Annotated in this window: 23 protein-coding genes and 1 other RNA gene; 11 read left to right on the forward strand and 13 right to left on the reverse strand. The window is 43.2% G+C overall.

Translation table 11 applies throughout. From position 1 onward, the window contains the following. Positions 1-24: 24 nt before the first annotated feature. The 6 genes from ccoG to M1L62_RS02970 all read left to right on the forward strand — a co-directional run bounded on the left by ccoG (position 25) and on the right by M1L62_RS02970 (position 6,641). Positions 25-1,428, forward strand: a complete 1,404-nt coding sequence (ccoG, locus tag M1L62_RS02945) for a cytochrome c oxidase accessory protein CcoG (RefSeq protein ID WP_254411510.1) — start codon at positions 25-27, stop codon at positions 1,426-1,428. A gap of 23 nt (positions 1,429-1,451) precedes the next feature. Beyond that, positions 1,452-1,907 carry a FixH family protein gene (locus M1L62_RS02950; protein WP_254411511.1) on the forward strand — a complete coding sequence of 152 codons (456 nt, stop codon included), beginning with the start codon at positions 1,452-1,454 and terminating at the stop codon, positions 1,905-1,907. Then, entirely contained in the window at positions 1,907-2,614 is a 708-nt protein-coding gene (locus M1L62_RS02955) for a sulfite exporter TauE/SafE family protein (RefSeq protein WP_254411512.1), read from the forward strand. The genes M1L62_RS02950 and M1L62_RS02955 overlap by 1 nt, the downstream gene beginning before the upstream one ends. A gap of 110 nt (positions 2,615-2,724) precedes the next feature. Further along, positions 2,725-4,089 (forward strand): oxygen-independent coproporphyrinogen III oxidase, encoded by a 1,365-nt coding sequence (hemN, locus tag M1L62_RS02960; protein ID WP_254411513.1) that lies wholly within the window; start codon positions 2,725-2,727, stop codon positions 4,087-4,089. A gap of 245 nt (positions 4,090-4,334) precedes the next feature. Then, positions 4,335-5,558, forward strand: a complete 1,224-nt coding sequence (locus M1L62_RS02965; RefSeq protein ID WP_254411514.1) for a PAS domain-containing sensor histidine kinase — start codon at positions 4,335-4,337, stop codon at positions 5,556-5,558. 18 nt (positions 5,559-5,576) lie between these two features. Then, the gene (locus M1L62_RS02970) at positions 5,577-6,641 is read left to right on the forward strand and encodes a response regulator (protein ID WP_254411515.1); all 1,065 of its coding nucleotides are present in this window, start codon (positions 5,577-5,579) and stop codon (positions 6,639-6,641) included. Position 6,642: 1 nt separating this feature from the next. Here the strand turns inward: M1L62_RS02970 and M1L62_RS02975 are convergent, their stop codons facing one another. The 3 genes from M1L62_RS02975 to M1L62_RS02985 form a co-directional block, all read right to left on the reverse strand. Beyond that, positions 6,643-7,278 (reverse strand): LuxR C-terminal-related transcriptional regulator, encoded by a 636-nt coding sequence (locus M1L62_RS02975; RefSeq protein WP_254411516.1) that lies wholly within the window; start codon positions 7,276-7,278, stop codon positions 6,643-6,645. 162 nt (positions 7,279-7,440) lie between these two features. Then, on the reverse strand, positions 7,441-8,559 hold the full coding sequence (gene lpxB / locus M1L62_RS02980; RefSeq protein ID WP_254411517.1) for a lipid-A-disaccharide synthase: 1,119 nt from the start codon (positions 8,557-8,559) through the stop codon (positions 7,441-7,443). Between the two features lie 90 nt (positions 8,560-8,649). Continuing rightward, positions 8,650-9,069 carry a 6-pyruvoyl trahydropterin synthase family protein gene (locus M1L62_RS02985; protein ID WP_254411518.1) on the reverse strand — a complete coding sequence of 140 codons (420 nt, stop codon included), beginning with the start codon at positions 9,067-9,069 and terminating at the stop codon, positions 8,650-8,652. 188 nt (positions 9,070-9,257) lie between these two features. On the opposite strand from M1L62_RS02985, the gene rfaD reads away from it, so the two are divergent. The 3 genes from rfaD to M1L62_RS03000 all read left to right on the forward strand — a co-directional run bounded on the left by rfaD (position 9,258) and on the right by M1L62_RS03000 (position 14,187). Then, positions 9,258-10,223: an ADP-glyceromanno-heptose 6-epimerase gene (rfaD, locus tag M1L62_RS02990; protein ID WP_254411519.1), complete on the forward strand. Its 966-nt coding sequence runs from the start codon at positions 9,258-9,260 to the stop codon at positions 10,221-10,223. A 158-nt stretch (positions 10,224-10,381) separates the two neighbouring features. Continuing rightward, positions 10,382-11,833, forward strand: coding sequence for a Fe-S cluster assembly protein SufB (gene sufB, locus M1L62_RS02995; RefSeq protein ID WP_254411520.1), 1,452 nt, complete (start codon positions 10,382-10,384; stop codon positions 11,831-11,833). Positions 11,834-11,940: 107 nt separating this feature from the next. Beyond that, a complete protein-coding gene (locus M1L62_RS03000) occupies positions 11,941-14,187 on the forward strand; it encodes a monovalent cation:proton antiporter family protein (protein ID WP_254411521.1) in 2,247 nt (748 codons plus the stop codon). A gap of 24 nt (positions 14,188-14,211) precedes the next feature. Here the strand turns inward: M1L62_RS03000 and M1L62_RS03005 are convergent, their stop codons facing one another. Next, on the reverse strand, positions 14,212-15,114 hold the full coding sequence (locus M1L62_RS03005) for a 1-aminocyclopropane-1-carboxylate deaminase/D-cysteine desulfhydrase (protein ID WP_254411522.1): 903 nt from the start codon (positions 15,112-15,114) through the stop codon (positions 14,212-14,214). Positions 15,115-15,221: 107 nt separating this feature from the next. On the opposite strand from M1L62_RS03005, the gene M1L62_RS03010 reads away from it, so the two are divergent. Beyond that, on the forward strand, positions 15,222-16,259 hold the full coding sequence (locus M1L62_RS03010) for an RluA family pseudouridine synthase (protein ID WP_254411523.1): 1,038 nt from the start codon (positions 15,222-15,224) through the stop codon (positions 16,257-16,259). 50 nt (positions 16,260-16,309) lie between these two features. Beyond that, positions 16,310-16,753 (forward strand): GNAT family N-acetyltransferase, encoded by a 444-nt coding sequence (locus tag M1L62_RS03015; protein WP_254411524.1) that lies wholly within the window; start codon positions 16,310-16,312, stop codon positions 16,751-16,753. A gap of 37 nt (positions 16,754-16,790) precedes the next feature. Here the strand turns inward: M1L62_RS03015 and trmD are convergent, their stop codons facing one another. From trmD to M1L62_RS03060, 9 genes are all read right to left on the reverse strand, one after another. Further along, entirely contained in the window at positions 16,791-17,465 is a 675-nt protein-coding gene (trmD, locus tag M1L62_RS03020) for a tRNA (guanosine(37)-N1)-methyltransferase TrmD (RefSeq protein ID WP_254412060.1), read from the reverse strand. Next, entirely contained in the window at positions 17,455-18,021 is a 567-nt protein-coding gene (gene rimM, locus M1L62_RS03025; protein ID WP_254411525.1) for a ribosome maturation factor RimM, read from the reverse strand. Before rimM ends, trmD begins: the two co-directional genes overlap by 11 nt. Before the next feature lie 96 nt (positions 18,022-18,117). Next, a complete protein-coding gene (locus tag M1L62_RS03030; RefSeq protein WP_254411526.1) occupies positions 18,118-18,672 on the reverse strand; it encodes a 30S ribosomal protein S16 in 555 nt (184 codons plus the stop codon). A gap of 142 nt (positions 18,673-18,814) precedes the next feature. After that, positions 18,815-20,338 (reverse strand): OmpA family protein, encoded by a 1,524-nt coding sequence (locus tag M1L62_RS03035; protein ID WP_254411527.1) that lies wholly within the window; start codon positions 20,336-20,338, stop codon positions 18,815-18,817. 54 nt (positions 20,339-20,392) lie between these two features. Beyond that, positions 20,393-20,786: RNase P RNA component class A (gene rnpB / locus M1L62_RS03040), an RNA gene on the reverse strand. Between the two features lie 99 nt (positions 20,787-20,885). Beyond that, positions 20,886-22,232, reverse strand: a complete 1,347-nt coding sequence (locus M1L62_RS03045; protein ID WP_254411528.1) for a DUF4403 family protein — start codon at positions 22,230-22,232, stop codon at positions 20,886-20,888. A gap of 94 nt (positions 22,233-22,326) precedes the next feature. Next, a complete protein-coding gene (locus M1L62_RS03050; RefSeq protein ID WP_254411529.1) occupies positions 22,327-23,313 on the reverse strand; it encodes a Smr/MutS family protein in 987 nt (328 codons plus the stop codon). Between the two features lie 101 nt (positions 23,314-23,414). Further along, positions 23,415-24,350: a DUF2279 domain-containing protein gene (locus tag M1L62_RS03055; protein WP_254411530.1), complete on the reverse strand. Its 936-nt coding sequence runs from the start codon at positions 24,348-24,350 to the stop codon at positions 23,415-23,417. A 158-nt stretch (positions 24,351-24,508) separates the two neighbouring features. Beyond that, positions 24,509-26,593 carry a VWA domain-containing protein gene (locus tag M1L62_RS03060; RefSeq protein WP_254411531.1) on the reverse strand — a complete coding sequence of 695 codons (2,085 nt, stop codon included), beginning with the start codon at positions 26,591-26,593 and terminating at the stop codon, positions 24,509-24,511. Positions 26,594-26,738: the final 145 nt, after the last annotated feature.

Consider the following 26,738-nt stretch of genomic DNA (forward strand, 5'->3'; position numbering starts at 1 on the left):
CTGCTGACAGTGACCTCAAAAATTATGAAATCTACGTTCGTTCCTCCCGAAGATTCTTTCCGTGATCATTTCAGCGGCGTTAATGAAGATGGAAAACGAAACTGGTTTTATCCGCAAAAACCAAAGGGCGCCTGGCACAACCGGCGTATATGGTTTACGGTCGCGATACTGACTATTTTATTTGTCACACCATTTTTAAAATATAACGGGCAGCCGCTTTTGCTGTTCAATGTACTAGAACGGAAATTTATCATTTTTGGCCTGTTCATTGGTCCGCAGGATTACTGGCTGTTCGGGCTGACGATGCTTTCCTTTATGGTATTCATCGTTCTGTTCACGACAATTTTCGGGAGGTTATGGTGTGGCTGGGCTTGTCCGCAAACGGTTTTCATGGAAATGGTTTTCCGGAAAATCGAATACTTTATCGAAGGGGACAGCGGCAAGCAAAAATTATTGAACAAAGCGCCATGGACGGGCGACAAGATACTGAAAAAGGGAGCGAAATATCTGGCATTTTTAATCGTGTCATTTTTAATCGCCAATCTCTTGTTATCCTACGTCATAGGCATCGACGAATTATCCAAAATCATCAGCGAACCCATCGATGAGCACGTCCCGCTTTTTTCGGGAATAGTCATTTTCACTGGTGTTTTCTATTTCAATTTTGCCTGGCTGCGTGATCAGGCATGTACTGTTGTCTGTCCTTACGGACGTCTGCAAGGCGTATTGATGGATAGAAATTCGATTGTGGTTGCCTACGATTACAAACGCGGAGAACCGCGGGAAAAATTACACAAAGGACACGACCGTACCGCGGGCGACTGTATCAGCTGCTTTCAGTGCGTAGCCGTTTGCCCGACAGGAATCGATATCCGGAACGGAACACAAATGGAATGTGTAAACTGTACCGCCTGTATCGATGCCTGTGATTCGATAATGGATAAAGTCGGTTTTGATAAAGGTCTGATCCGGTATACGTCTGAAAACGCGATCGTGAGCGGCACAAACAAGCTGATCACAAACCGTACCCGTGGATATGTTGTTGTGCTGGTTCTGTTATGGTCGGTGCTTGGTTATTTGATTGTTTCCCGCAATGATACGCAGACAACCCTGTTCCGCGCGCCAGGTAGTCAGTATATTGAAAATAAAGACGGCACGATCAGCAATTTGTACACCTTCAAAATTTTCAATAAAACCAACCAGATCGTAAAACCCGTGATCCGTCTTGATTCTCCGAAAGGCAAATTATTGTTCGCAGGCAAACCCGATCTGACGCTCGACGGTGCGGGGATGTCAGAAGGAACGTTGTTCATCATCATCCCAAAATCAGCATTGAAAGCCAGAAAAACGAAGTTAAAATTATCCGTTTTTCAGGGTAACGAGAAACTGGAAAGCTTTGAAACCACATTTATGGCACCGGAAGAATAACCGTAACGATAACCAATAATCCTATGAAACTAAATTGGGGAGCAGGTATTGCAATTCTGTATACAGGATTTGTAGCCATGATATTAGTGCTGGTTGGCATGAGTGCCAGCCAGAAAATTGATCTTGTAACAGATCAGTACTACGCCGAAGAACTGCGTTTTCAGGATAAAATAAATAAAACAGAAAGAGCAAAAAAGCTGGCCGAGCCGCTGCGATGGGAAGTGAATGAAAACGGAATTGCCATTCATTATCCCAAAATATTCCCGGCGAAAAATATCTCCGGAAACGTGAAGTTATACTGCCCGTCAGACAACAAAAAAGACCTTGTTTTTTCAGTCCGGACCGAAGATCATACACAACTGATCGCATCTTCGCAAATACCCGATGGACGGTATTATTTACAAATTGACTGGAAAAACGGTACAGAAACATACTGGGATGAAGATCTGATCGTAATCAACAGAAATCCGCAAAAATAATGACCGGCGCACTTCCGTACCTGGCTCTGACCATGGGGCTGATGAGCAGTTTCCATTGCATCGGTATGTGCGGCCCAATCGCATTAGCTATCCCGGTTCAGGGAGGCAGTCAGTTTCAAAGGTTTGCCAGTGTATTTATTTACAATAGCGGGCGGGCGATGACTTATGCCGCGCTCGGCCTGCTGCTGGGAGCTCTCGGTTCTTCCCTCGTTTTCATTGGTTATCTCCGTTATCTTTCCATTTTATCAGGTATCCTGATGCTTGCTTACGTCCTTTGGCCTCACCGGCTGGATCGCTATTTCCATCCTCCACAGTTCTGGAAAAAATTTGTACAACTTATCAAAAACCAAATGTCGTCCATGCTCCGAAGCCGCACGTGGCGGAGCTCTCTCCTTCTGGGGATATTTAATGGACTGCTGCCTTGTGGTCTGGTATATCTCGCCCTGATCACCTCCGTCGCGACCGGAAGCGCTATGCATGGAGGCTTATTCATGCTCGCTTTCGGGATTGGAACCTTGCCGGCAATGCTCGCGGTCGGTTTTTTCAACCAGTGGCTTAGCGTTTCGCTTCGCACCAAAATGCGAAAACTCATGCCCTTTATGCTAAGTGTGGCAGGCATCATACTTATTGTCAGAGGCTTACTGATCCAACACCCATTAAATACCCAAAGTAATAAAGAGGCAATAACGGTTTGTCACGGAAAATAGAGTCTTAAAATCCTTGCCAAAGTAAGTTTTAAACATGACCAGAGTCATGTTTTAACCAATACCACCTGACTAGTTTTGATCCATAGAAACTAATTCAAAACACGACTCCCATGGATAAGGATTTGCTTTTTAAATACAATACTCCCGGGCCGAGATATACCAGTTATCCAACTGTTCCCTACTGGCAAAAAACGCCGCCAACGGAGCAGAAATGGAAAGAACTTGCCAAAGAAGCGTTTAGCGTTTCGAATGAAAAAGAAGGAATAAGCTTATACATACATCTCCCGTTTTGCGAGAGTTTGTGCACATACTGCGGCTGCAATACCCGGATAACGGTCAATCATAAAGTAGAAGAAACCTACATTGATGCGGTTTTGAAAGAATGGGCACTCTATTTTTCGATTTTCGGAGACACCAAACCGGTGATCCGCGAAATACATCTGGGAGGCGGAACACCCACATTTTTCAGTCCTGAAAACCTTACAAAACTGATTGAAAGTTTATTGCAAAATACGACGGTGCATCCCAAGGCGCAGTTCAGCTTTGAAGCACATCCCGGCAATACAACCGACGATCATTTGCAGGCACTTTACAATGTCGGATTTCGCAGAATCAGCATAGGTGTTCAGGATTTCAATCCGCTGGTTTTGGCAGCGATCAACCGCCACCAGACCTATGAGCAGGTCCATCATCTGACAAAAAAGGCAAGAGAAATTGGCTACACCTCGGTTAACTACGATATTGTTTACGGCCTGCCATTTCAGAAAGTGTGCACGATGATGGAAACCATCATGCGCGTTATTCAGCTGCATCCGGATAGAATCGCTTTTTACAGTTACGCACACGTTCCATGGATCAAACCCGGACAAAGAAGATATACGGAACAGGACCTACCGGATCCTGACAAAAAAATGGCGATTTATGAAACCGGTCGTAATGCACTTGAAATTTCAGGTTATCATGATATTGGTATGGACCATTTCTCGCTGGAAACCGATGAACTTTACAAAGCGCAGCAGCTTGGCCGGTTACACCGGAATTTCATGGGCTATACCGATACGCACACGAGGCTTTTAATAGGATTGGGCGCTTCGTCGATCAGTGACAGCTGGACAGGTTATGTTCAGAATGAAAAAAGTGTGGAAGCCTATTATGCCCAAATTGAAGCAGGTCACCTACCCATTTTCAAAGGTCACGAGCTGACGGAAACCGATCTTATTCTACGCAAACATATCCTGCGAATCATGACGCAGTTCGTTACCACCTGGAAACAGGAAGACGAGGTTTGTGACGACTTGTATAAAGCGATCGAGCGGTTGTCTGAATTACAATCTGACGAACTGGTAGAAATTGAGCCTTACCAGCTGCGCGTAACCGACAAGGGAAAAGCTTTCGTGAGAAACGTCTGCATGGCCTTCGATGCAAAGTTATGGGAGCAACAGCCTTCCACATCTATTTTTAGTCAGACTGTTTAATTTAGTTGAGAGTGGAGAATGGAAAGCGGCCGCCGCGCGGTGGAGCGTTTGGACTGACAATCAGGATGTGTATCGGGATCTATTAGATACTTGTGATTCAGAAAGTTATGCCCAAAACCATTCACTCATGCTATCGTGCGATCATTCAATACTAAAACCCGTCAAATTGATAAAAGTTTGTTCCCTTCAACTATGTCCTGTAACTTGGTATGTTTAGTACGTATATAGAAAAACAGACCAAAGCCATGACACGGCATATTGAAATGCTTGACGCCCTATTTAAACATGCTACCGAAGGAATTGTTGTGGTGAATAAAGAAGGGGTCATCGTAATGTTGAATCCCAAGGCACTTGAACTTTTTGGTTATGAAGAGGGTGAATTAGTAAACCAGAATATTGAAACACTGATTCCCAGAAGATTAAGCAAAAGACACACCCATCACCGCGATACCTATTTAGAATCACCGCATGCCCGTGGAATGGGAAGTTCTCTGGAATTATTTGCCCGTCGTAAAGACGACAGCGAGTTTCCGGTGGAGGTTAGTTTAAGCCCTTTTAAAACCAGTGAAGGCCAGTTTGTAGTAAGTTTCGTGATTGATATTACGGAAAGAAAAAAACAGGAAAGCATTATCCAGGAGGCAAATCAGGAAATTCAAAAACTGAATGCCGAACTCGAAGAACGCGTAAACCAAAGAACAGAAGAATTGGCAAAGGCAATTCATAAAATAGAACAGTCGCAGGAAGAGGTGATGCGTGCTTTGAAAAAAGAACGGGAATTGAATAACATGAAAAGCCAGTTCGTAACAATCGCTTCTCATGAATTTCGCACACCGCTGGCGACGATCCTTTCTTCGGCTTCGCTGATTGGCAGATATGCAAAAAGCGAAGAGGAGGATAAGCGGCAAAAACACGTGCAGCGGATTAAGTCAGCCGTAACCAACCTGACTGAAATTTTGAATGATTTCATGTCAATCGGGAAACTGGAAGAAGGACGTATTCACAGCGTTTCAGTTTTTACCCAATTGCCTGAATTTTGCAAGGGGCTTATTGAAGAGATCAGGGGCTTATGCAAAGAAGGGCAGGAAATTTTGTTTTCGCACGAAGGAAATAAGGAAGTCTGGATTGATAAGCAATTGCTTCGGAATGTCATTTTCAACCTGATTTCCAATGCCATCAAATATTCTGACCCCGGAAAACTCATCAGGCTGAATATCAATGCGAATGGAAAAACGATTTTTATTGAAATTATCGATCAGGGTATTGGTATTCCGGAAAGTGATCAGGTACACATTTTTGATCGCTTTTTCAGGGCAAACAACGCAGGAAATGCGCAAGGCACCGGCTTGGGCCTGAATATCGTGCAAAACTATGTGGATCTGATGGGAGGTAAAGTTTCATTTTCAAGTGAAGTAGGCAAAGGAACAACTTTTCATGTTGAACTTCCCGACCACCTGCCCAGCGCAATTTAATTTACATCAATTTTTGAAATGGAAAATAAGAGAATTCTGTTAATTGAAGATAATCCGGAAATGCGTGAAAACACGGCCGAAATACTGGAACTGGCCAATTACCACGTTTTGACAGCACAAAATGGAAAAGAAGGCGTACAAGTGGCGCATCACGAAAAACCTGACCTGATCATTTGTGACATCATGATGCCGGAACTGGATGGTTATGGTGTGCTTCATTTATTGAGCAAGGATGATCTTACAGCCAATATTCCCTTTGTTTTTCTGACGGCAAAAGCTGAGAAGAGTGACTATCGTAAAGGCATGACCATGGGCGCGGACGATTATCTCACCAAGCCTTATGACGATGTTGAACTTTTGAATGCCGTTGAAATAAGATTAAGAAAAAGCGAACGGTTAAAAGGACAGTTTACAAGGACTGCGGAAGGACTCGATGAATTCATTCATGAAGCAAAATCCTTTGATCTGATCACGAAACTGGCCGACGATAAAAAGACCAAAACGTTAAGAAAAAAAGAAACCATTTATACCGAAGGCAGTTATCCTTCCAATGTTTTTTTCCTTCAAAAGGGAAAGGTAAAGGCATACAAATCCAACGACAACGGTAAGGAATACATTACTGATTTATACAAAGAAGGAGATTTCTTCGGCTACCTTGATTTGCTTCAGGGCGAATCTTATCAGGAGACCACAATATCTCTGGAAAAATCGGAAGTGGCGATGATTCCCAAAGATGACTTTTTCAATCTGCTTCAGGGAAACCGTGAGGTGGCGACCAAGTTCATCAAAATGCTTTCCAATGAAATTAAGGACCGTGAAGAACGGTTGCTGCAACTGGCCTACAATTCGGTGCGAAAACGCGTCGCGCAAGCACTTGTGATGCTGGTACAACGTTATCAGGAAGACAAATCGAAGCCATTCTCGATGGCCATCACGCGCGAAGACATTGCCTCGATGGTGGGCACAGCAACGGAAACGGTGATCCGCACCCTGTCCGACTTCAAGGAAGAAAAACTTGTCGATATGAAAGGGAGCCTTATAACGGTACTCGATTACGAAAAACTGGCCCGTATGCGAAATTAAATCAGGCCATTGACGGCACCTTCATCATATTTTTCATTTCTACCAGATTTGTTATCCTTAATTTATCCATTATTCTGGATTTGTACAAGGCAACGGTAGAGGTGTGTACGGATAAAATCTCGGCGATCACAGCCGGGGTTTCGTCTTTCACCAGATGAGAAAAAACTTCAAACTCACGCTCTGTCAACGCATCCAGCCGGTCTGTTTTTTTACCGTACAAAGCATCTTCCACAATCAATTCCACCATCTCGGGACTGATATACCATTTCCCGGAAACAATCGTACGAATGGCTTTAAGTATTTCGGCAGTTTCTTCCTGTTTGTAAAAACAATACCCGTTAACGCCGCTGGTTAAGTAGCGTTTGATAAACGTGTATTCCATTACCAGTGAAAATGTTAAAACCGGAAGGTCTGGTCTGAGATGTTTCAATTTCCCGATCAGGCCAAGCATGTCCGTATCGGGGATCATCAGGTTAAGCAGCAATATATCGTAAGCGCCGTTCACGATTTTTTTTAATGCCTCATTACCGCTTCTGACATCGTCTATGACGAAATTCGCATAGTTATTCTCTTTGAAAAGCAGGTCAAGATCCGAATGCATACCTGTATCATGATTGACCAAAAGTACTCGTTGCATACCAATTTACTGTTGAATAAAGGAGGGTGGGTCATATAGTGCAGCCTCTATTCTGAAAAACTTGATCAGATTAGACGCCACTCGCAAATATACTTTTCTTTAACTGAATTACAGGTAGTTAAAATTCACCAAAATCGTAGAAATATCACTACAAAACAAATTCTATCTGTTTTCTTTCAAATACCTGACCATCAACCCACCAGTCCTTTCCGACGCTCCCGAACCACCAACCAGTTTATGTAGTACGGCATAATTTTTCAACTGCGCTTCTCTTTTTGAACCCGTTTTCAGGATAGAACCCAGTTCTTTCACCAGCTCCGTTTCATTCAGTTCATCCTGGATCAGCTCACGCACTACTTCTTTTTCCATGATCAGGTTCACGAGAGAGATAAAAGGCACACGAATCAGCCTCTTGGCAACGGCGTACGAAAAGCCACTGGTTTTGTAACAAACAACCTCCGGAATATTCAGAAGCGCCGTTTCCAGGGTAGCGGTACCTGAAGTAACCAGCGCCGCCTCCGAAACGGCGAGCAGATCGTAGGTAGATTCATAAACAACCGAGACATTTTTCAGCGCCTCGTAATTTGCATAAAGCGAGGAAGGCAGGTTTCTGACACCGGCAATTACGAACTGGTAATCGGGAAAATGCGGCTGAACCGTCAGCATCAGATCCAGCATATTGATAATTTCCTGACGACGGCTTCCCGGCAACAAGGCAATTACCGGCTGCGCTTCGTTCAGGTTATTTTTCTTCTTAAAATCGGCGTCGGGTTTAAAGGCTTCAATAGCATCCATCAACGGGTTGCCAACATAATCGACCTGATAATCGAATTTCTTGTAAAAATCGATTTCAAAAGGAAAAATCACAAACATGCGATCCACATTCTTTTTGATTTTCAGTGCGCGTTTTTGGTTCCACGCCCAAACTTTCGGGGAGATGTAATAAAAAGTTTTAAAACCATGTGCTTTTCCAAAGGCCGCAATGCGCAGGTTAAATCCCGGGTAGTCGATCAGTACGATCACATCCGGTTTGTAAGCCAGAATGTCTTTTTTACATTTTTTCAAAAATCTGGTAATCTTGCGGATATTCATCGCCACTTCCAGGAAACCCATAAACGCGGTGTCCTTGTAATGAGTTACCAAATCAATTCCTTCTTCCTGCATCATATCCCCACCCCAGCCACGAAACTGCGCCTCCGGATCATTTGCTTTGATTCCTTTCATCAGGTTGGCACCGTGCAGATCTCCGGAACGTTCGCCGGCAATGAGGTAATATTTCATGCTTGAATTAAAATTGAGCGATAAAAAGTAAATAAAAAAGTGAAAAACGCAGCATTACGACCGACGTTTTCCACCCTTTGTTTTGGAAGTTTACTCCCCGTAATATTCCACGAAATTCTTCGGAGTCTCAACCAGTTTAATATAATGCAGCTTTGAACCAGGCGCAACTTCCTGAATGGCGGGTGCCAGAATATTCCAGATTTCCATCACGAAAATCTCGCAGGAAGCCATTTTTCCCTGCATAAAGTCAACATCCAGGTTCAGGTTTTTATGGTCCACTTTATCGACAACCTTCTCTTTCACCAAATCACCCAACACTTTAAGGTCGATCACAAAACCGGTATCCGGGTCAGGTTTGCCTTTTACAGTAACTATAAGTTCAAAATTATGTCCATGCCAGTTGTTGTTGGCACAGGGGCCAAATACTTCCTGGTTTTTTTCATCAGACCACGCCGGATTGTAAAGCCGGTGGGCTGCATTGAAATGTTCTTTTCGCGTTACGTAAATCATAAATTTTTCCTTCCCTATGTAATAATGTTACAAAATTACATCTTGTATCGGTAGTTTTGTAAGATTATAAGCAGTAAACTAAAAAAAATCCAATTTAACGGGAAATTCATGAGTAGATTGACAAAAAGAATTACTCTTATCTGGCATTCTTTTTACAGTTTAACCTCATTAAACAAATAATCTCTCCTATGATTATAGTAACAGGTGCAGCCGGATTTATTGGTAGCGGGCTGATTAGCATGCTTAACCAGGAAGGCTTTAGTAACATTATTGCCGTTGATGATTTTTCAAAAATCGAGAAGGCAGAAAATCTGGAAGGAAAAACAATTAAGGAACGCGTTGAGCGCAGTTCTTTATCTGAGTGGTTGGACGAGAACAATCAGGATGTTGAATTTATTTTCCACATCGGTGCAAGAACTGATACCACCGAGTTCGACAAAAACATATTTGACGAGCTCAATCTGAATTATTCCAAAACGATCTGGGAAAAATGTGTTGCCTATCAGATTCCATTGGTGTACGCTTCCTCAGCGGCTACTTATGGTTTGGGTGAACTGGGGTATGACGATAACGAATCGTTAATTCCTCAGCTAAAACCGCTGAACCCTTATGGCGATTCTAAAAATGATTTCGATATCTGGGCGTTGCAGCAGGAGAAAAAACCTTTCTTCTGGGCAGGTTTGAAATTCTTTAACGTATACGGGCCTAATGAATATCATAAGGGACGTATGGCTTCGGTGATATTCCACGCTTACAACCAGATAAAGGCAACTGAAAAAATGAAGCTTTTCCGTTCTCACAATCCGAATTTCAAGGATGGAGAGCAGATGCGCGATTTCATTTACGTAAAAGATCTGATCGAAGTTTGCCTGTTCTTTATGCATCACCGTAAAGATTCGGGAATTTATAACCTCGGAAGCGGAAAGGCCCGTACTTTCAAAGACCTGGTGACGAACACGTTCCTTGCGATGGACAAAACACCGGATATCAGCTTTATCGATACCCCGGAGGACATTCGTGATAAATATCAGTATTTTACTCAGGCCAATATGAGTAAATTGCGGTCAATTGGCTTCACCAGGCCATTCCACACCCTTGAAGAAGGTATCAGCGAATACGTGAAGGATTACCTTTCCTCAGGTGCTTATCTTTAAGAATTAAAAGGTTCAATAACCTTATTAACGACACAAGTTATGACTCCGGTCATAACTTTGTCTATTATTTTGTGTAATTTTGAGCCTATATATAAACTCAATGTCATTTCTATGTGTTAGCAATATAACGACAACCATAGCGTGATATAAAAAAGACTATGAGCAAAGAAGAAGAATTGTTGGAGGAAATCACCAGTTCGGAATACAAATACGGATTTGTAACTGATATTGAGGCAGACGAGGCTCCTATGGGCTTGGATGAAAGCACTATACGGTTTATTTCCGCTAAGAAAAATGAACCTGAATGGATGCTGGAGTGGCGTTTGAAAGCGTTTAACATGTGGCTGAAAATGCCTGAACCAAAATGGCCAAACGTTCATTATCCAAAAATTGATTTTCAGGCTATTAAATATTATTCAGCACCAAAGAAGAAAAAGGTTGTTGAAAGCCTGGACGATATAGATCCTGAACTACGTGATACTTTCCAGCGTTTGGGAATTTCACTTACTGAGCAAAAAAGACTTTCAGGTGTACCTATTGCAGTTGACGCCGTAATGGACTCGGAATCGGTTTTCACGACTTTTAAAGAATCTCTGAGAGAAAAAGGAATTATTTTCTGCTCGATCAGTGAGGCAATACGTGAGCATCCGGATCTTGTCAAGAAATATCTTGGCTCGGTTGTACCGCCAAAAGATAATTTCTACTCAGCCCTGAATTCGGCTGTGTTCTCTGACGGATCTTTCGTTTACATTCCAAAAGGTGTTAAATGTCCGATGGAGCTTTCTACGTACTTCCGTATCAACGCGGCGGGTACCGGTCAGTTTGAACGTACATTGATCATTGCAGACGACGACAGTCATGTAAGTTATCTGGAAGGATGTACTGCACCGATGCGTGATGAAAACCAGCTGCACGCCGCTGTGGTTGAGATTTTCGCACATGAAAATGCGAATGTTAAATATTCAACAGTTCAAAACTGGTATCCTGGGGATAAAGAAGGAAAAGGCGGTATCTACAACTTCGTTACAAAACGTGGCTTGTGTGACGGCGCATTCTCTAAAATTTCCTGGACTCAGGTTGAAACGGGTTCAGCGATCACCTGGAAATACCCGTCAGTTATCCTGAAAGGTGATAACTCGATTGGTGAGTTCTATTCTGTTGCCGTTACCAACAATATGCAGCAGGCCGATACCGGAACAAAAATGATCCATATCGGAAAAAACACCAAGAGCCGTATCGTATCGAAAGGTATTTCGGCAGGAAAGAGCCAAAACTCTTACCGTGGATTGGTGCAGGTATTTAAGAAAGCAGAAAAAGCTCGTAACTTCTCTCAGTGTGACTCACTGTTGCTTGGAGACAAATGCGGCGCGCATACATTCCCGTATATCGAAGTTAGCAATCCGTCAGCCACGGTTGAACACGAAGCTACCACGTCGAAGATCGGAGAAGACATATTATTCTATTGCAACCAACGCGGAATTCCTACCGAACAGGCGGTGGCTTTGATCGTAAATGGTTATGCAAAAGAAGTTTTAAATCAGCTTCCTATGGAGTTTGCGGTTGAAGCGCAGAAACTTCTGGAAATCAGTCTGGAAGGAAGTGTAGGATAAGCTGTTTACATTTCATTATTTCAAGTAATGCCAAAAAGCCTTTGAATCATCAAAGGCTTTTTGTATTTTATTGGTATTATTATATTTTCAGTAAATACCAATCCATAATGACCCACGTTCCACAGCTGATTGTTGATCTTTCTTTAATCCTCACAATGGCTGGTGTTATCACCATTATATTCAAAAAATTAAAACAGCCCATTGTTCTTGGATACATACTGGCCGGCTTGCTGGTCGGTCCAAATTTTACGATTTTCCCTACGATCACCGATATCAAAACGATCGAAATCTGGGCGGAAATTGGTGTTATCTTTCTTCTTTTTAACCTGGGATTAGAATTCAGTTTTAAAAAACTGGTTAAAGTCGGAAGCACCGCTGCAATTACCGGTCTTCTCGAAGTAGCACTGATGCTTGCCACTGGTTTCATCACAGGACAGCTTCTCGGATGGAGCAAGATCGATAGTTTGTTTTTGGGAGGGATTATCGCCATTTCCTCGACCACGATTATCTTCCGGGCCTTTGAAGAACTCGGGCTCAAAACACAGCAATTTACCAGCGTCGTTTTTGGCATACTTGTGATTGAAGATCTGACCGCCGTTTTGTTGATGGTGTTGCTCTCTACCTTGTCCATCAGCCAGCAGTTTGCAGGAATGGAGATGTTGGAATCCATCATGAAACTTTTCTTTTTCCTGATCCTTTGGTTCCTTGGCGGGATATTTATCTTCCCTACCCTGCTCCGTCGTTTCCGAAATCTGATGAATGACGAAAGTGTTTTGATCACCTCCATAGCACTTTGTTTCGGAATGGTGCTCTTGGTTACCAAAGCGGGATTTTCTGCGGCGTTAGGCGCATTTATCATGGGATCTATCCTGGCAGAAACAACCCACGCCGAAAAAATTGAGCATTTGTTAAAACCGGTCAAAAATCTGTTCGGCGCCATTTTCTTTATATCAGTCGGGATGTTGATCAATCCAAAACTGCTCGTCGAGTATGCCATTCCCACGGCAATTCTGGTTTTCGTAGTTATTCTGGGCAAGACGCTTTACGTTACAATCGGTGCGGTTATTTCCGGACAACCCTTGAAAAAATCTATTCAGGCCGGGATGAGTTTATCACAAATCGGTGAATTTTCCTTCATTATCGCCAACCTCGGCTTATCGTTGAAAGTGACCAGTGATTTCCTGTATCCTATTGCCGTCGGAGTTTCTGTGATTACCACTTTTACGACGCCATACATGATGAAGGCATCTGAGCCGTTTTATGAGTGGTTTGATAAGCACTTACCCGAGTCATGGAGGGCCAGACTGAATCGTTACAGTACCAGCACCGCAACCATCGCAAAAACGACACACTGGAATTCGCTTCTCAAAACATACGCGCAAACGGTTGTGCTTAACTCGGTGGTGATTATCGGTATTGTACTCATTATGTCGCGGCAAATTGCTCCACAGCTTTATCAGAGAGTACCTGAATCTTATGTGACACAGTCGGCCATATTTGCGTTGACCTTTCTGTTTATTTCACCTTTTTTCTGGGCTTTGATTTTCAAAAAATCAAACAAGAAAGCGTACACCGCTTTGTGGTTAAGCAGAAAGTATAGCAGAGGGCCATTGCTGTTTCTGGAACTGGCGCGGGTATTTATCGGGATCATCCTGATGGCAGTGCTTCTTGATTCTTTCTTCGACACCCCGACTGCCCTCGCCGTTGCCGGTGGTATTATGATTTTGGCTATCGCGATTTTCTATCAGATGTTACAAAAATCATACAGTAAGATCGAAACACGTTTCCTGCAAAACCTGAATGCGAGACAACTGGAAGGGAGCGGAAAATCAAAGAAAATATTGCTGCCCTGGGATGCGCATTTTGCATTTTTGGAGGTAAGCCCCGACTCTACGCTGATTGGTAAAAGCTTGCAGGAACTGGGGATCAGGGAAAGTTTTGGAATCAATGTTGTGCTTATTGAACGTGGCACAAAGACCATACAGCTGCCGCGGCCTACCGAAGTTCTGTATCCATACGACCGCATCGAAGTAATTGGTACGGATGATCAACTGGACAGTTTCCGCGGCCACGTAGAAATCAGCCGAAACGGTGAGGCCTACCTGGCGCAGGAAGACAAAATTACACTGCAAAGAATTGAGGTAAAAAGTGAATACAACATCATCGGAAAAACGATCAGAAACAGCCAGATCAGAGAATCCACACATGGTATGGTCGTAGGACTTGAACGTAACGGAGAACGCATCCTGAACCCGGATTCGTCGATGGTCATTGAGCCGGAAGACGTGTTATGGGTTGCCGGCGAAAAAGATCTGATCAAGGATTATATTCAACGGAAGGACAGTATTTGGTAGACGAAAGCCCCTTCGGGGGCTTTATTATTTCATCTCGTCCAACAACCCCTGTAACCCACCCGTATGCACGGCAACAATTGTCGTGCCTTTTTGAAAATATCCATTTTTCATCAGATCATATAAGCCGAACAGCATTTTACCGGTATAAACCTGTTCCAGCTGGATTTCATGGTACTCCTTAAACCAGCGGATAAAATCCAGCAGCTCCTGTGTATGTTTTGCATACCCTTTGAAGTGATAGTTTGTAAAGAGATCGAGTTTACCGTTCGAATGTCCGGTTCCTATCAGATTCAAAATATCCTGTCGTAAAAACTCGCCCCCTTTCAGCGCAGAAAAGGCCAGCACGTTTGCACCCGAAGACAAAATACCGGCTGCTGTCCCCCCGGTACCGGCTGCCACGGCATAATAATCAGGCTTTTGAGTCAGTTGCTGATCTACTTCATAGGTCATTTCTTCCACGCCCTTTAACGCCCATTCGGAGGTTCCGCCTTCCGGAATCACAAACGGATTACCTAATTTGACGCTAAGCTCATCAATATAGTCCTGAGAATTTCTGAGCTTATATTCTTCTCTTGATACAAAATGAAGCGTCATTCCTTGCTGCTCGCAAAATTTGAGCGTAGATGACTTCAATTCTCCCGGATCCTCGCCCCTGACAATGCCAATGGTTTTGAGGTTTAGATACGCACCGGCAGCTGCCGTGGCATACAAATGATTGGAAAAGGCACCTCCAAAAGTCAAAATCGTTGTTGCTCCCTGTTGTTTCGCTTCCAGTAAATTATATTTCAGCTTACGCCATTTATTCCCTGAAACAGTCGGATGGATCAGATCATCTCGTTTTATAAAAAGTGTTACACCAGCTCCCATCGTTACAGGATCTGATATTTCCTGAAGAGGTGTTGGCAATGAAGGAACCGGTAAGTCCACGAATTTTGGTAGTTTTGTGCTTTTAAAATTTAATTCAAAATATGTGATTCCCGGTGCGCTAAAATCAAACGAACCGTGCCTCACATCAGCCATATTACACCATCAAGATGTCATTAGACCTAATCGATAACAGTGCCGACGAAGAAGACGATTTATTTGAACATTACCGGATCGTAGCCGACAAGGGTCAAACATTGATGCGTCTGGATAAATTTTTAAATATCCACGTCCCAAATGCCTCCCGCACAAAAATACAAAATGGTATCGAAGCAGAAGCCGTAAAGGTAAATGGCTTATCTGTAAAATCAAGTTACAAGGTAAAGCCGCTGGACGTAATCACTCTTTCCCTGCCTGAACCGCCGAGAGATACCGAAATCATCCCCGAAAACATTCCGCTTGATATCATTTATGAAGACGATGTTTTACTGCTGGTGAATAAACCGACCGGTATGGTGGTGCATCCGGCTTTTGGAAACTGGACCGGGACGCTGATTAATGCACTGGTCTATCATTTTCAAAATCTGCCAACCGGACGAAATGGCGAAGGACGACCCGGGCTGGTTCACCGGATTGACAAGGATACTTCCGGCTTACTGGTTATCGCAAAAACCGAGTTTGCAATGACCTTCCTGGCAAGACAATTCTCTGACCATACCATTGAAAGGACTTACAATGCCTTGATTTGGGGCGAGCCCAAAGAAAATAAAGCGACAATCACCGGGCATATCGGCCGCAGCGCAAAAGACAGACGTGTGATGGATATTTTCGAAGATGGTTCGCAGGGAAAACATGCCGTTACCCACTACGAAGTGATCAAACCACTGCGTTATGTCTCGCTAATCAAATGTAATCTCGAAACCGGAAGAACGCATCAGATCCGCGCGCACATGCAGCATATCGGCCATTCGATCTTTAATGATACGGTTTATGGAGGTGATAAAATATTAAGAGGCGGAACAACAGGCAGTTTCAAGGTTTTTGTAGAAAATAATTTTAAATTACTGCCCGGACAAGCTCTTCATGCAAAATCCCTTGGCTTTGTTCATCCGACAACCAGGGAATGGATGCAATTTGACACTGAACTCCCTGAAAACTTTCAGGCTATTGTAGACAAATGGGAGAATTATGTCCAAACCCACCAGTAGTATTCAGTAGATATCAGTTATTCAAACGTTTTAATTAGAAAATCCAACTTATGAATATTTCCACCCGCCAAGGTACCCTTGAAGATATCCCCGCCGTTTTTGAATTAGTAAAGGAACTAGCCATTTTCGAAAGAGCACTTGACCAGGTTACCAACAATGTAGATAAAATGTCGCGCGATTTTAAAGAAAATCTGTTCGAATTCTTTGTTGCAGAAGTGGATTCCAAAATCATTGGTTTGTCTTTATACTACTTCCGGTACTCAACCTGGAAAGGTAAGAGATTGTACATGGAGGATATCATCGTGACCGAGGATATGCGTGGAAACGGGATAGGTAAGGTACTTTTTGATGCGACCGTTGCAGCCGCTAAGAAAACGGGCTCTACCGGTATGATGTGGCAGGTTTTAGACTGGAATACTTCCGCTGTTGGATTTTATCGCAAATACGGTACCAACTTTGACGACGAATGGATCAATTGCAACCTGGATTTTTAAGCCCGGTTGCGCTTTAACATCAAGACTCAAACCGGATTTACTTCAATAAATCCGGTCTTCTTTCTCTTGTACGCTTGATGGACTGTTCGTAACGCCATTCTTCAATTTTGGCTTCATGACCCGATATTAATATCTCAGGCACTGCGTTTCCTTCAAAATCAAATGGACGCGAGTATACCGGCGGTGCTAACAAATTATCCTGAAAAGAATCTGTCAAGGCCGAAGTTTCATCGTTCAGTACACCAGGAACCAAACGGATAATAGCGTCTGCCAGAACCGCGGCCGCTAGTTCTCCACCCGATAAAACATAGTCCCCGATACTTATTTCTTTGGTAATAAAAAGGTCGCGGACCCGCTGATCAACACCTTTGTAATGTCCGCATAACATGATCAGATTTCCTTTTAAAGAAAGCTGATTAACCATCTTCTGCTCCATCAGTTCCCCATCCGGTGTAAGGTAAATAATCTCATCGTAAGCCCGTTCTGCCTGCAAAGCCCGGATACAGCCGGCTATCGGTTCGATCTGAAGCACCATTCCTGCACCACCGCCAAAAGCATAATCATCGATAGAACGATGCTTGTTGACAGAGTAATCGCGCAAGTCATGCACCACCACTTCTACGTGATTTCCATCCTGCGCCCGCTTTAAGATTGAATGGGCAAAAAAGCTATCCAGAAGGTTGGGAACACAGGAAATAATATCAATCCGCATCGTCAGGAACATTATCGCTGTCAGAACCATTTTCAAGGTAAACCTCCAAAAGCCCTTCCGGCAAATTCACCAGTAATTTTTTATTTTCTTTGTCCGCTTTTAGAACAATATCTTCGGCAGTAGGAATCAGCACCTCAACACCCTGATAATCCATCGCGATCAGATCCTGACCATTCAGAGAATACACTTCACGGACGATGCCAAGTTCACCTTTACTTTCATCAATCACGGTGTAACCCTTGATCTCATGATAATAAAACTCTTCGTCTTCAAGCTCAGCAAGAGAGTCCAGCGGCAAATAAAGCGACGTTCCCACCAGGGCCTGCGCCTTCTCGATGGTATCCACTTCTTCAAACCTGACAATAGCCTTGCTCTGTTTCTGCAAATTGAAACGCTCTACAAAATAAGGAACCAGATCACCCTTTAATTCGAAATAAACAGAATCAAGATCCTCATAATCTTCCGGATAATCGACGTCCAGAAAGATAACGACATCACCCGACGTACCGTGCGTACGAACGATATAGCCCAATAAATAACAGCTATCCTGTGTCAAAGTATTTTTAATTAAATATGAATGCTAAACCTTTAAAACAAATATGAGTCTGTACGGAACACCGACAGACCCATAAATAAAGCATTAACTACTAAATTATTCAGCAGCTGGCGCGTCAGTAGTATCTTCTGCCACAGCTTCGTCAGCAACAGCTTCTTCTGAAACTTCCTCAGCAGCAACTTCTTCTGCAACAGGAGTGTTCTTTTTAGCAATTGCCTCAGCACGTGACTGATTTACTTTACGTTCAGCGTCAAGTTTCGCTTGTTTTTCGCTATCTTTCTTAGCTGACAATGAATCAGCAGCAGAAACATTACGATCAGTTTTAGATGCTTTCCACTCTTCGAAACGCGCGTCAGCAACGTCCTGTCCGATTGCACCCTTAATTACACCAACTTGTAAGTGCTTGCGAAGCATAACACCTTCGTGGTGCAGGATTGAACGAGCTGTATCCGTTGGCTGAGCACCTTTAAGCAACCAGTCAACAGCCTTAGCTGTATCTAAAACTACTGATGAAGGATTAGTACCTGGGTTGTAGCTACCAATCTTTTCGATGAAGCGACCATCACGTGGTGCTCTGGCATCTGCGATTACGATATCATAAATCGCTTTTTGTTTGCGTCCACGACGCGCTAATCTAATTTTAACTGCCATTGTTGTATTTGTTATGAGAGGGAACTCGTCCCTTAATTAAACAGGGTGCAAATTTACATAAAATTATTGGTTCAATAATCATATGTCATAAAAAAAGGGAAGTGACTGATCACTTCCCTTTTTTTGAATGAAACGCTTTTCCTTATTTCTGGAAACCAGCAGGATAAGTTGAGCGGATTGTATTGTTTGGCAAAATCTTGATCTCAACACGACGGTTGGACTGAAGACCTTCAACTGTTGTGTTTTCAGCAATTGGACGGTACTCACCGAAGTATTCGATAAGGATTCTGCTTGTATCTTTAAGACCCTGACGAACTAGGAAACGTTTCGCAGCATCCACACGACGACGTGCAAGAGACATGTTATAAGAATCAGAAGCACGCGCATCAGTATGTCCTACAAGAACGATACGGCAGTTGGTACGCAGGTTCAACAATTCGATTACTTTGCTAAGTGTTTCTTTTGAAGCATCACGGATGATCGCTTTGTCAGTATCAAATTCGATGTTGCTGAATAAAGCTTCGCATTCGTCTTTTGGCAGGTTATTTTTGATAGCGTCTCTCATGATTTTATCAAGATCCATTGCAACACCACCACCTGAAACTACGCTACCAGCAGGAGTATTTGGTTCTTTGTCAAAAAGGTCAGCAACACCGTCGCCATCTGTATCTGTGTAAAGACGTGGGTCAACTGGCTTCGGCATGTTTGCTTTTGCAACTGAATCAGCATCGTTCATAGTCGGGTTGTAAGGCACAGGAATCAAAGCCTGTGGATTTGCCCAACGTAGGTGATAGCGTCCGCTTCCTGCATCGTATTTGCCTTTTTTCGCCATTACTGCGTTCTTACCCAGTTTGTAAGTTAGAGCAACTGACAAAAGTCCCCATCTGTCATTTTTTGAATCACCTTTTTCAAATGTCCAAAGACCTAACTGAGTCTGGTAATCTGTTCTGTCACCCACTGTTAAATCAAGTTTTTCAGTGTTAACATAAGTGTAAGTGTAATCCAATCCAAGATCAAAACGTGGAGATAGTTCATAATGAACTGACAAACCAGCTGGCATTACCCATTCACGGGTATAAGTCGATCCGTTACGATCCCAGCTACCTGCTGTTCTCGAGCTACCCGCAGTGTTAGAAGAAACAAGGAATACTTCACCAGTTCCGGTGTTTGTAGCAGTAAGGTCTGTGTGGTAGTACATGATACCAACCCCTAAGTGTGCGTCAACTTTCCATCTGCGTAATTTTTTGTATCCGAAAAGCAAACGGTTAAGGTTCACAGTTCCGTCAAGACTTACCTGAATAAATGATGGGCTGTTGAAATAAGCATCGTAAGTATTAGTCAGACTTGGTTCTCTTGGATTAGTGATTTTTATCCCTTTTTTAGATCCCTGAAGCCATCCGTTGTATCCGGTAAGCTGTACACCAAAGATTGGAGATAATTGTTTATTGATGGAGAGTCCCCATGCACCGGTCAAATCTTCATGATCGCCTCTCTTGAAATCGTATTCTTTCAAATCACCGAAGAATTTTGTTATGCCACCATAACCCGTGATTGACCATGTATTCATTTTATTGGGTCCATCATACGTTCGGTTTTTTTGAGCCAAAGCATCCAGGCTCATGAGTGACAAACAAACTAAAGCAATGTAAAGATTCTTTTTCTTCATGGGAAACACTAGTTATGTGATTCAATTATTCATTAATTAATTAACTTAAAAACAGAAAAGGATAAGCCTGTAAGCCGGATTCTGTATCCCGGTTTGCACCGGAATCCCTACCATTTATCCAGGATTTTGATCACTCAAAACCTCTAACGATCTACCCGTGTTAATGTCCGAGGACGGAGACGAGTAGCCCCACAAATTAACACCTATTTGATCTTTCAGCCCGTAAGGTTTACCCTGCCTTCAAAGTCACCCTTGAAGCGGTGGGCTCTTACTCCACCTTTTCACCCTTACCCGACACAAAAAATGTGCCAGGCGGTATATTCTCTGTGGCACTTGCTGTCAGCTGATCGTTCCCAATCACCTGCCTTCCCGTTAGGAAGTACGGCACTCTATGCTGTCCGGACTTTCCTCCCCGGCATTTCACCGCGGCGGTAGGACGGCTTATTCCTTTCACTGACCACAAAGCTAAGAAATACTTTCCTTTGATCAGCAGTCAATTTACCATAAAAAGTAAAAAATATGGCATTTGTTTACGCAACAAATAAAATTATTGGTCAAAACTTCGTAGTCCTTCTACACGCAAATTAACATTCCCTTGCGCAAAAACAACGGAATAAATGTGTTTTGGGGTCAAATATACCTTATCCGGCGTAATATCGGCAAGAGTTCCTTTTATTTGTACACCATCAGTAACTTTATAGTTGGAAAGTATCTGCTGGACACTCTTTTTGGCCTCTGCGATCTGATTTCCGACCGGAAACACCATTTCTTTCTCCATCATTTTACTGAATTTTCCCTGTAAAAGCCATCCCGCCGTGCGTACAATTGTATTTTTCGTATCGAGGTCATAATCCAGATCTTTTAATGACAATTTCTGCGTCTGCGGATCGTAATAAGGAATTCCTTTCAAGAAAATACTACCGGTTACACTGCCTGAAAGTCCTGCTTTAATGATCAGTTTCTCGTTTTGACCGTACATTTCAATGGAAGTAACCTGAATATTGTATTTTCCTCCTAAAAAAGAATACTTCTGGCCAGAAAACCGCGCTGTGGCCATTCTGGCTGCATCTTCATAGGATATCAAACTGATCAGCCCGATCCTGAAATCCGAGGTAACCTTATCGGTAATCTGTAAATCAGGCAGTTTCGGCGCAGGTTTTACCGCGGGTTTCACCGCCGATGTGATGGTTTGCGTATAACCCTTCATGCCAATGGACGAGCGCAAAATATTGTTGCTGACCATCAAGGGAGTCATCACAATGGCCGTAGGCGTCACCACCAGCCAGGTGTCAAATTCCTTGGAAAGCAAAACAGGCTGACGGGCAAGATTCCAGGCTGCCTCGACATACTTCTTAATCTCAATACCGCTGTTAACCTGCTTGTCGATAGCCTGCGTGATCTTTTCAAAGTTGTGATTTAACAACCTGCTCACCATGCTTTTAACCGGAATTTTAATCCCGGCTACTTTCACATTGGGCTCGCTGATCCAGTCGTAACTGTCGACATAAGTATCAGAATTAAGCTGCCAGTTGGGAGAAATTCCAATCTTGGATATCAGCCTGATCCTGATCGAAAATTCGGTGTCCTTGTAACCGGACAAACTGATTCCCAGCGGACTTACCTTGTACCCGGCGCTCACCCAGATTTTGAGCGGTACTTCAAACAAAAAAGTAGAGTCCTTGGCAACGACCCGGATCGGGTTTATCTTCCAGACTTTCGCTTTGAGGTTATCTCCTCCATTGTCCTCGTAGCTGTCGTCTTCATAGATTAATCCTTTCAGCTGCGCGTTTATCTGCGTTTCCAACTCAGAAACAGGCATTTCAATCGGTAAATTCAATACCGACAAATGTTTTTCATTCTGAAGTTCGGCGTCTGAATACAAATATTCTTCCATAGGCTTTTTGGGCGAAGTGGTTTTGGGACGACAGTTCCACTGACCTAATCCCATTGAGATCAGCAGCAAAACCCATACAAGGCGCTTGAAGCGATTATTTAATTTTAACGAGCGTCGCACCGTATCCGAATTTTTCCTTTTGAGCATCTTTAAAATACTGAACATGCTGATTTTTGCTCAGTCGGCGGTGCAGTTCATCACGTAAAACGCCACTGCCTGCGCCATGAATAAAGGTAATTTCCTCCATTCCGTTACCAATTGCCTGTTCCAGACTCCCTTCGAATTTTGTCAGCTGTGTTTTCAGGATATCTTCTTTCGACAGACGTGAAAAGTCGTCCACCAATTTTTCAATATGCAGATCCACAATACCTTCCGGCTTTTCCAGCTCAATTTTGGGTGCTGTACCTCCTCCCATCAAACTGGTCCGAAGCTGCTCCTGAATATCCGTTTTGTTGGTAATAACCTCTTCCTTTTTTACATTTTCTTCATCCAGCTGAAAAACAAAAGCATCCTTACCTAAGACAGGTGCCGGGCCTTTGCTCTTGTAAAAAGACTGCGCCCGGCATTTTATTTTTTTCTGAAACGGCAATACTGCATCAAAATTCCCCTCGCGGAAATGGAGAAGATTAAATGCAAAAACAGGCCAGGATTCAAAATCCTTCATTTGTAACTCCGTGAGCTTCTGCGAAGTTCTTGGTTTTAACAAACCTGCCGCCAAACCCGTATGAACATGCTCCTGCTGCGTCGTAGCCGTGAAAGGCAACGTCCAGTCTGAATTGTTGATAATATGCAGTGTCACAGCACGGTCATTCACGGAAACAAAGGCGATGTAAATACCTTTTTCAGCAAAGACAGCCTGCCTCGGGGCTATTCTCTCCCGCTGCGGCGCAATGCTTTGTCCCTCAGGGGTACGGTTCAACCGCTGCGACTCCACCGGAGAAATTGTCACTAACTCGCTGCGCAGCACAGGGATACGAAATCCGTCCTCAATTTCAACTTCAATCACATTTCCGGGTAAAAAGGCATAAATAATTCCTTCTTCACGCCCGTGTACCAATCTTACTTTATCTCCTATGTTCATAATCTTGTATTTAAAAATAACCGACAAGGCGCATAAACTAACCTGTCGTCGGTTGCTAAGTTACTCTATTATTAAAGATCTGCATCGGGCCATCTTTTTTCTTAAAAATAAAACGGCTTGAAATCGATCCCTTTTTTACTGATCTGCAAAGCAGGTGCCGGAATTTTCAGAGAGTTGGCTAAAAAAGCAATGGTCCTCACAAATTTGCTCCGTGATTTTATTTTAGTCAGGTCAATATCGAGCGACAAATAAAATTGTCGGTACGGATGAAATCCTCTTTCAATACTTTGACTTTTCTCAGCAGAAACCATATCCTGAATTCCGTATCCTACCGACAAACACAACCAGGCTGGCCAGCTGCTGCCCTTAAAAAAAGATTTTGGACTCCCTGAAAACCAGTAGGTTTGACCATTATAATCTTTCAGCCAGCGTTCCGTGGGTTTGCTCCCCAGCAAGTTCGGACGCTCCCTGGCCAGCGGAGTAAAATGGAATGAAAATTTAGGCTGAATACGCACCTCATCCCAAAGCGCGATCTGCCCGAGATAAATAGCCGAGCCTGTTAAGTTGGCCACCATATCTCCCGGCGAAAAACCGTAATCGGGTGAAAAACCGTCCAGGATTTCAATCGGAGTTTGAAAGATAATTCCGGAAATGGCTCCGTAAATCATCATTTGTTTTTTTGAAATTCCCGTTTTTTTATAAATTTCAGCCGTGTGGCGTGCGATCTGGTAGGATGTGTAAACATGCCCCATTTTGTCCATTTGCAGCCACTCATAGGTGTCATCCTTTACCCGGAAGTTTGTTAAAGGGTTTTTATACCATGATTTACTGAGCCCGTAAATCGTCCCTAAGTACAATGTTGACTGCGCTGCGAATATACCTCTGAGAAGCTTGTAATTCGGAGCCACTTTGTCCGCGGAATCTGTATGAACCGAGTCCTGAGACATGAGAGGTGCCGTGATCTCCTGCGCCATGAGTGAGGCATTACCGGAAATCAGGATAAAAAAAAGAACTGTTGCCTTGTAAAAATATTTCATTAAAAAGTTACCATGAAGCTTTCATAGCGTTTCGTTATGAGCTTTTAGGGTTTGACTATGGATGTGTTATTCATGCAATTTCTGACAAATAATCACAGACTCTATTCACTCGTTATTTAAAAATTATCTGCCTTAAATATCTTGTTGGTTTACGCAGATCAGTACCCGCCGTGGTATTTTCTCAACCCCCACTCTGCTCCCAGCAATATCAAAATCAGGAAGAAAAGCCATTTCAGATGAATTAGTTCCACCATTTCTTCGCTGCTATCCAGACGATCCGGTTCCCGGTCCGTTTTCAGTTTCTGAATCAACTGCGTTAGCGAAGCAGGCTGCACAAACTGTCCGCCGGTTTTCGCAGCCAATTCCCGCAGCATCCCAAAATCAGCCGTCGTATTGGCTAGTTCCAAGTCTACTTTTCTGACTACAAACTGGCCATTTATTTTTTCAGAAATACCTTTTACCGTCGTAGTCGCCTGAAAACGATAAACACCTTCGGCTAAACCACTGATATTGTAACGCGGGTTCTCGGCGGTATGGGTGTAAGCATATTGTTTCGACTTACCCTTTTCATCCGTGATATCCAGTTTTACTTCCTGTCCATAAACCGGTTCGTAGATATCATTATAAATTTCGGTCTGGAAAATAACTTCTTCACCTTCCTCAAATTCCGGGCGTACCGGATAAATCCTGAACTTCCGCTTATCGTCACGAACGGAAAGGATCTGAATGATTTTCTGGAAAAGATTATCCACCAGTTCATGCTTGCCGGTCAAAGCAAATTCCTCCTGCCTCCATTGCCATATCCCTTCACCGGCAAGAATCGCCGTCTTTTGTTCCGTGGCTGTATTCAATACCAAAAGCGGTTTGCTGGTATTCAAGGTTCCCACTTTTTGAAATAATATCGTTTCAGTTCCTGGCGAAACGGTATATTCGCCAAAAGGAACAGAAAGAGGCGGAAGCCTTTCCAGCAATTTCAGACTTTCTTCATTGAAATTAATCTGCTGAAACAACGGATTGTATCGCGCTGCCACCTTATCAAATTGCCCCTGATTTACATTCACCGTCAGCGAGCGGTTCAAAGTATTCAACAATGGAACGGCTGACTGGTTTCCCAAAATATAAAATATGGGTCTTTTTGAATCCAGAAACTTCCGCACCATTGGATTGCCGAGACCGAGCATGTTCGGTATCTGATGCAGGATGATCAGATCATAAGGTTTGTTCCCGGCCACGTCAGCATTCGGATTTGCAGAAGCGGTCAGGATATTAACATCCAGCTCATAATTATCATTGCTTTCAATCAGACTTCTCAGTGCTTTTACATCCGGATGCGGTGTCAAAGCCAGCAGAAGAATTTTCTGACGTCCATCAATGATATCGATGTAAACATCCCGCTTATTATTCCGGTCAGAAGCTTCACCCTGCACGGTTCCAAGTTCAATGGTATAATGCTGAATGCCTTTTTGTTTGGACGAAGCCGTAAAATCAAAAGATTTAAAAAAAGTGCCACGGTCAATTTTTACCTGTTGCGTGGCGATAATGCGTCCTCCCTGTTTAAGAGAAACGGTGGTTGATTTGCCAGCCAGTCCATTGGCTGCAATGTCAGCCCTGATCGGAAAATCATTCCCCAGATAAGCAACGCGGTTGTTGACAACATCTTTTATCCGGATATCAAGATCAGGAATGGTATCACCCACGGCAACGGTATTGACTTTAAAAGGAAACTGATTAAATGTGGGCGCAACGCCCTGGTTGACGATACCATCTGAAAGCAAAATAACATCCGTAAGATTTCTTCCCTCAAAATTACTTTTTACGGTCTGAAGCAATCCGGACAGATCTGTTTTTCGCTGATCAAAACGGATGGAATCTATATTTAAGCCTTCCGCCGTTTTGTCAAAAGTCTGGATACTTACTTCATAACCTGCCGCATTTAACTCCTGCGCTGCTTCTGTAATTTGTTTCAAAACCGGCTGCCCTACTCCTTTTACAGATTCAGAGTTATCGACGGCGAAAACAATTTTGGCTTTATCAATCACACTTTCCGTACGGCGCACCAACGGACTGAGCAGTAAAAAACAGATAAAGGCAACCACAATACCGCGTAAAGCCGCCAATGCATAGTTAAGCTTTTTACTCCATGATGCCTCCGGCTGATATAAAAGGAATGCATAAGCACCGCCCGCCAGAAGACAAAAAATGATAAACCAGTATGGAGTTTGAAATATAAGCTCTGAACGCATAGTAATGAATAAGCAGTTTTCCAGTAAACAGTATTACAGAAATATAGTAACAGTTTTGCAGAAAGCACTATTATTGCCAATATTCAATGAAATAAACGAGAGAAAGACTAAAAAGCAACGATGAATCTGATTTCTCTTATTTACC

The sequence above is a fragment of the Dyadobacter diqingensis genome (assembly GCF_024220585.1).
In the GTDB taxonomy this organism is placed as follows: domain Bacteria; phylum Bacteroidota; class Bacteroidia; order Cytophagales; family Spirosomataceae; genus Dyadobacter; species Dyadobacter diqingensis.

Coding starts and splice junctions, on each gene's coding strand:
- ccoG (WP_254411510.1), top strand. CDS start 25: ATGAAATCTACGTTCGTTCCTCCCGAAGATTCTTTCCGTGATCATTTC.
- M1L62_RS02950 (WP_254411511.1), top strand. CDS start 1,452: ATGAAACTAAATTGGGGAGCAGGTATTGCAATTCTGTATACAGGATTT.
- M1L62_RS02955 (WP_254411512.1), top strand. CDS start 1,907: ATGACCGGCGCACTTCCGTACCTGGCTCTGACCATGGGGCTGATGAGC.
- hemN (WP_254411513.1), top strand. CDS start 2,725: ATGGATAAGGATTTGCTTTTTAAATACAATACTCCCGGGCCGAGATAT.
- M1L62_RS02965 (WP_254411514.1), top strand. CDS start 4,335: ATGACACGGCATATTGAAATGCTTGACGCCCTATTTAAACATGCTACC.
- M1L62_RS02970 (WP_254411515.1), top strand. CDS start 5,577: ATGGAAAATAAGAGAATTCTGTTAATTGAAGATAATCCGGAAATGCGT.
- M1L62_RS02975 (WP_254411516.1), bottom strand. CDS start 7,278: ATGCAACGAGTACTTTTGGTCAATCATGATACAGGTATGCATTCGGAT.
- lpxB (WP_254411517.1), bottom strand. CDS start 8,559: ATGAAATATTACCTCATTGCCGGCGAACGTTCCGGAGATCTGCACGGT.
- M1L62_RS02985 (WP_254411518.1), bottom strand. CDS start 9,069: ATGATTTACGTAACGCGAAAAGAACATTTCAATGCAGCCCACCGGCTT.
- rfaD (WP_254411519.1), top strand. CDS start 9,258: ATGATTATAGTAACAGGTGCAGCCGGATTTATTGGTAGCGGGCTGATT.
- sufB (WP_254411520.1), top strand. CDS start 10,382: ATGAGCAAAGAAGAAGAATTGTTGGAGGAAATCACCAGTTCGGAATAC.
- M1L62_RS03000 (WP_254411521.1), top strand. CDS start 11,941: ATGACCCACGTTCCACAGCTGATTGTTGATCTTTCTTTAATCCTCACA.
- M1L62_RS03010 (WP_254411523.1), top strand. CDS start 15,222: ATGTCATTAGACCTAATCGATAACAGTGCCGACGAAGAAGACGATTTA.
- M1L62_RS03015 (WP_254411524.1), top strand. CDS start 16,310: ATGAATATTTCCACCCGCCAAGGTACCCTTGAAGATATCCCCGCCGTT.
- trmD (WP_254412060.1), bottom strand. CDS start 17,465: ATGCGGATTGATATTATTTCCTGTGTTCCCAACCTTCTGGATAGCTTT.
- M1L62_RS03030 (WP_254411526.1), bottom strand. CDS start 18,672: ATGGCAGTTAAAATTAGATTAGCGCGTCGTGGACGCAAACAAAAAGCG.
- M1L62_RS03035 (WP_254411527.1), bottom strand. CDS start 20,338: ATGAAGAAAAAGAATCTTTACATTGCTTTAGTTTGTTTGTCACTCATG.
- M1L62_RS03045 (WP_254411528.1), bottom strand. CDS start 22,232: ATGGAAGAATATTTGTATTCAGACGCCGAACTTCAGAATGAAAAACAT.
- M1L62_RS03050 (WP_254411529.1), bottom strand. CDS start 23,313: ATGAACATAGGAGATAAAGTAAGATTGGTACACGGGCGTGAAGAAGGA.
- M1L62_RS03055 (WP_254411530.1), bottom strand. CDS start 24,350: ATGAAATATTTTTACAAGGCAACAGTTCTTTTTTTTATCCTGATTTCC.
- M1L62_RS03060 (WP_254411531.1), bottom strand. CDS start 26,593: ATGCGTTCAGAGCTTATATTTCAAACTCCATACTGGTTTATCATTTTT.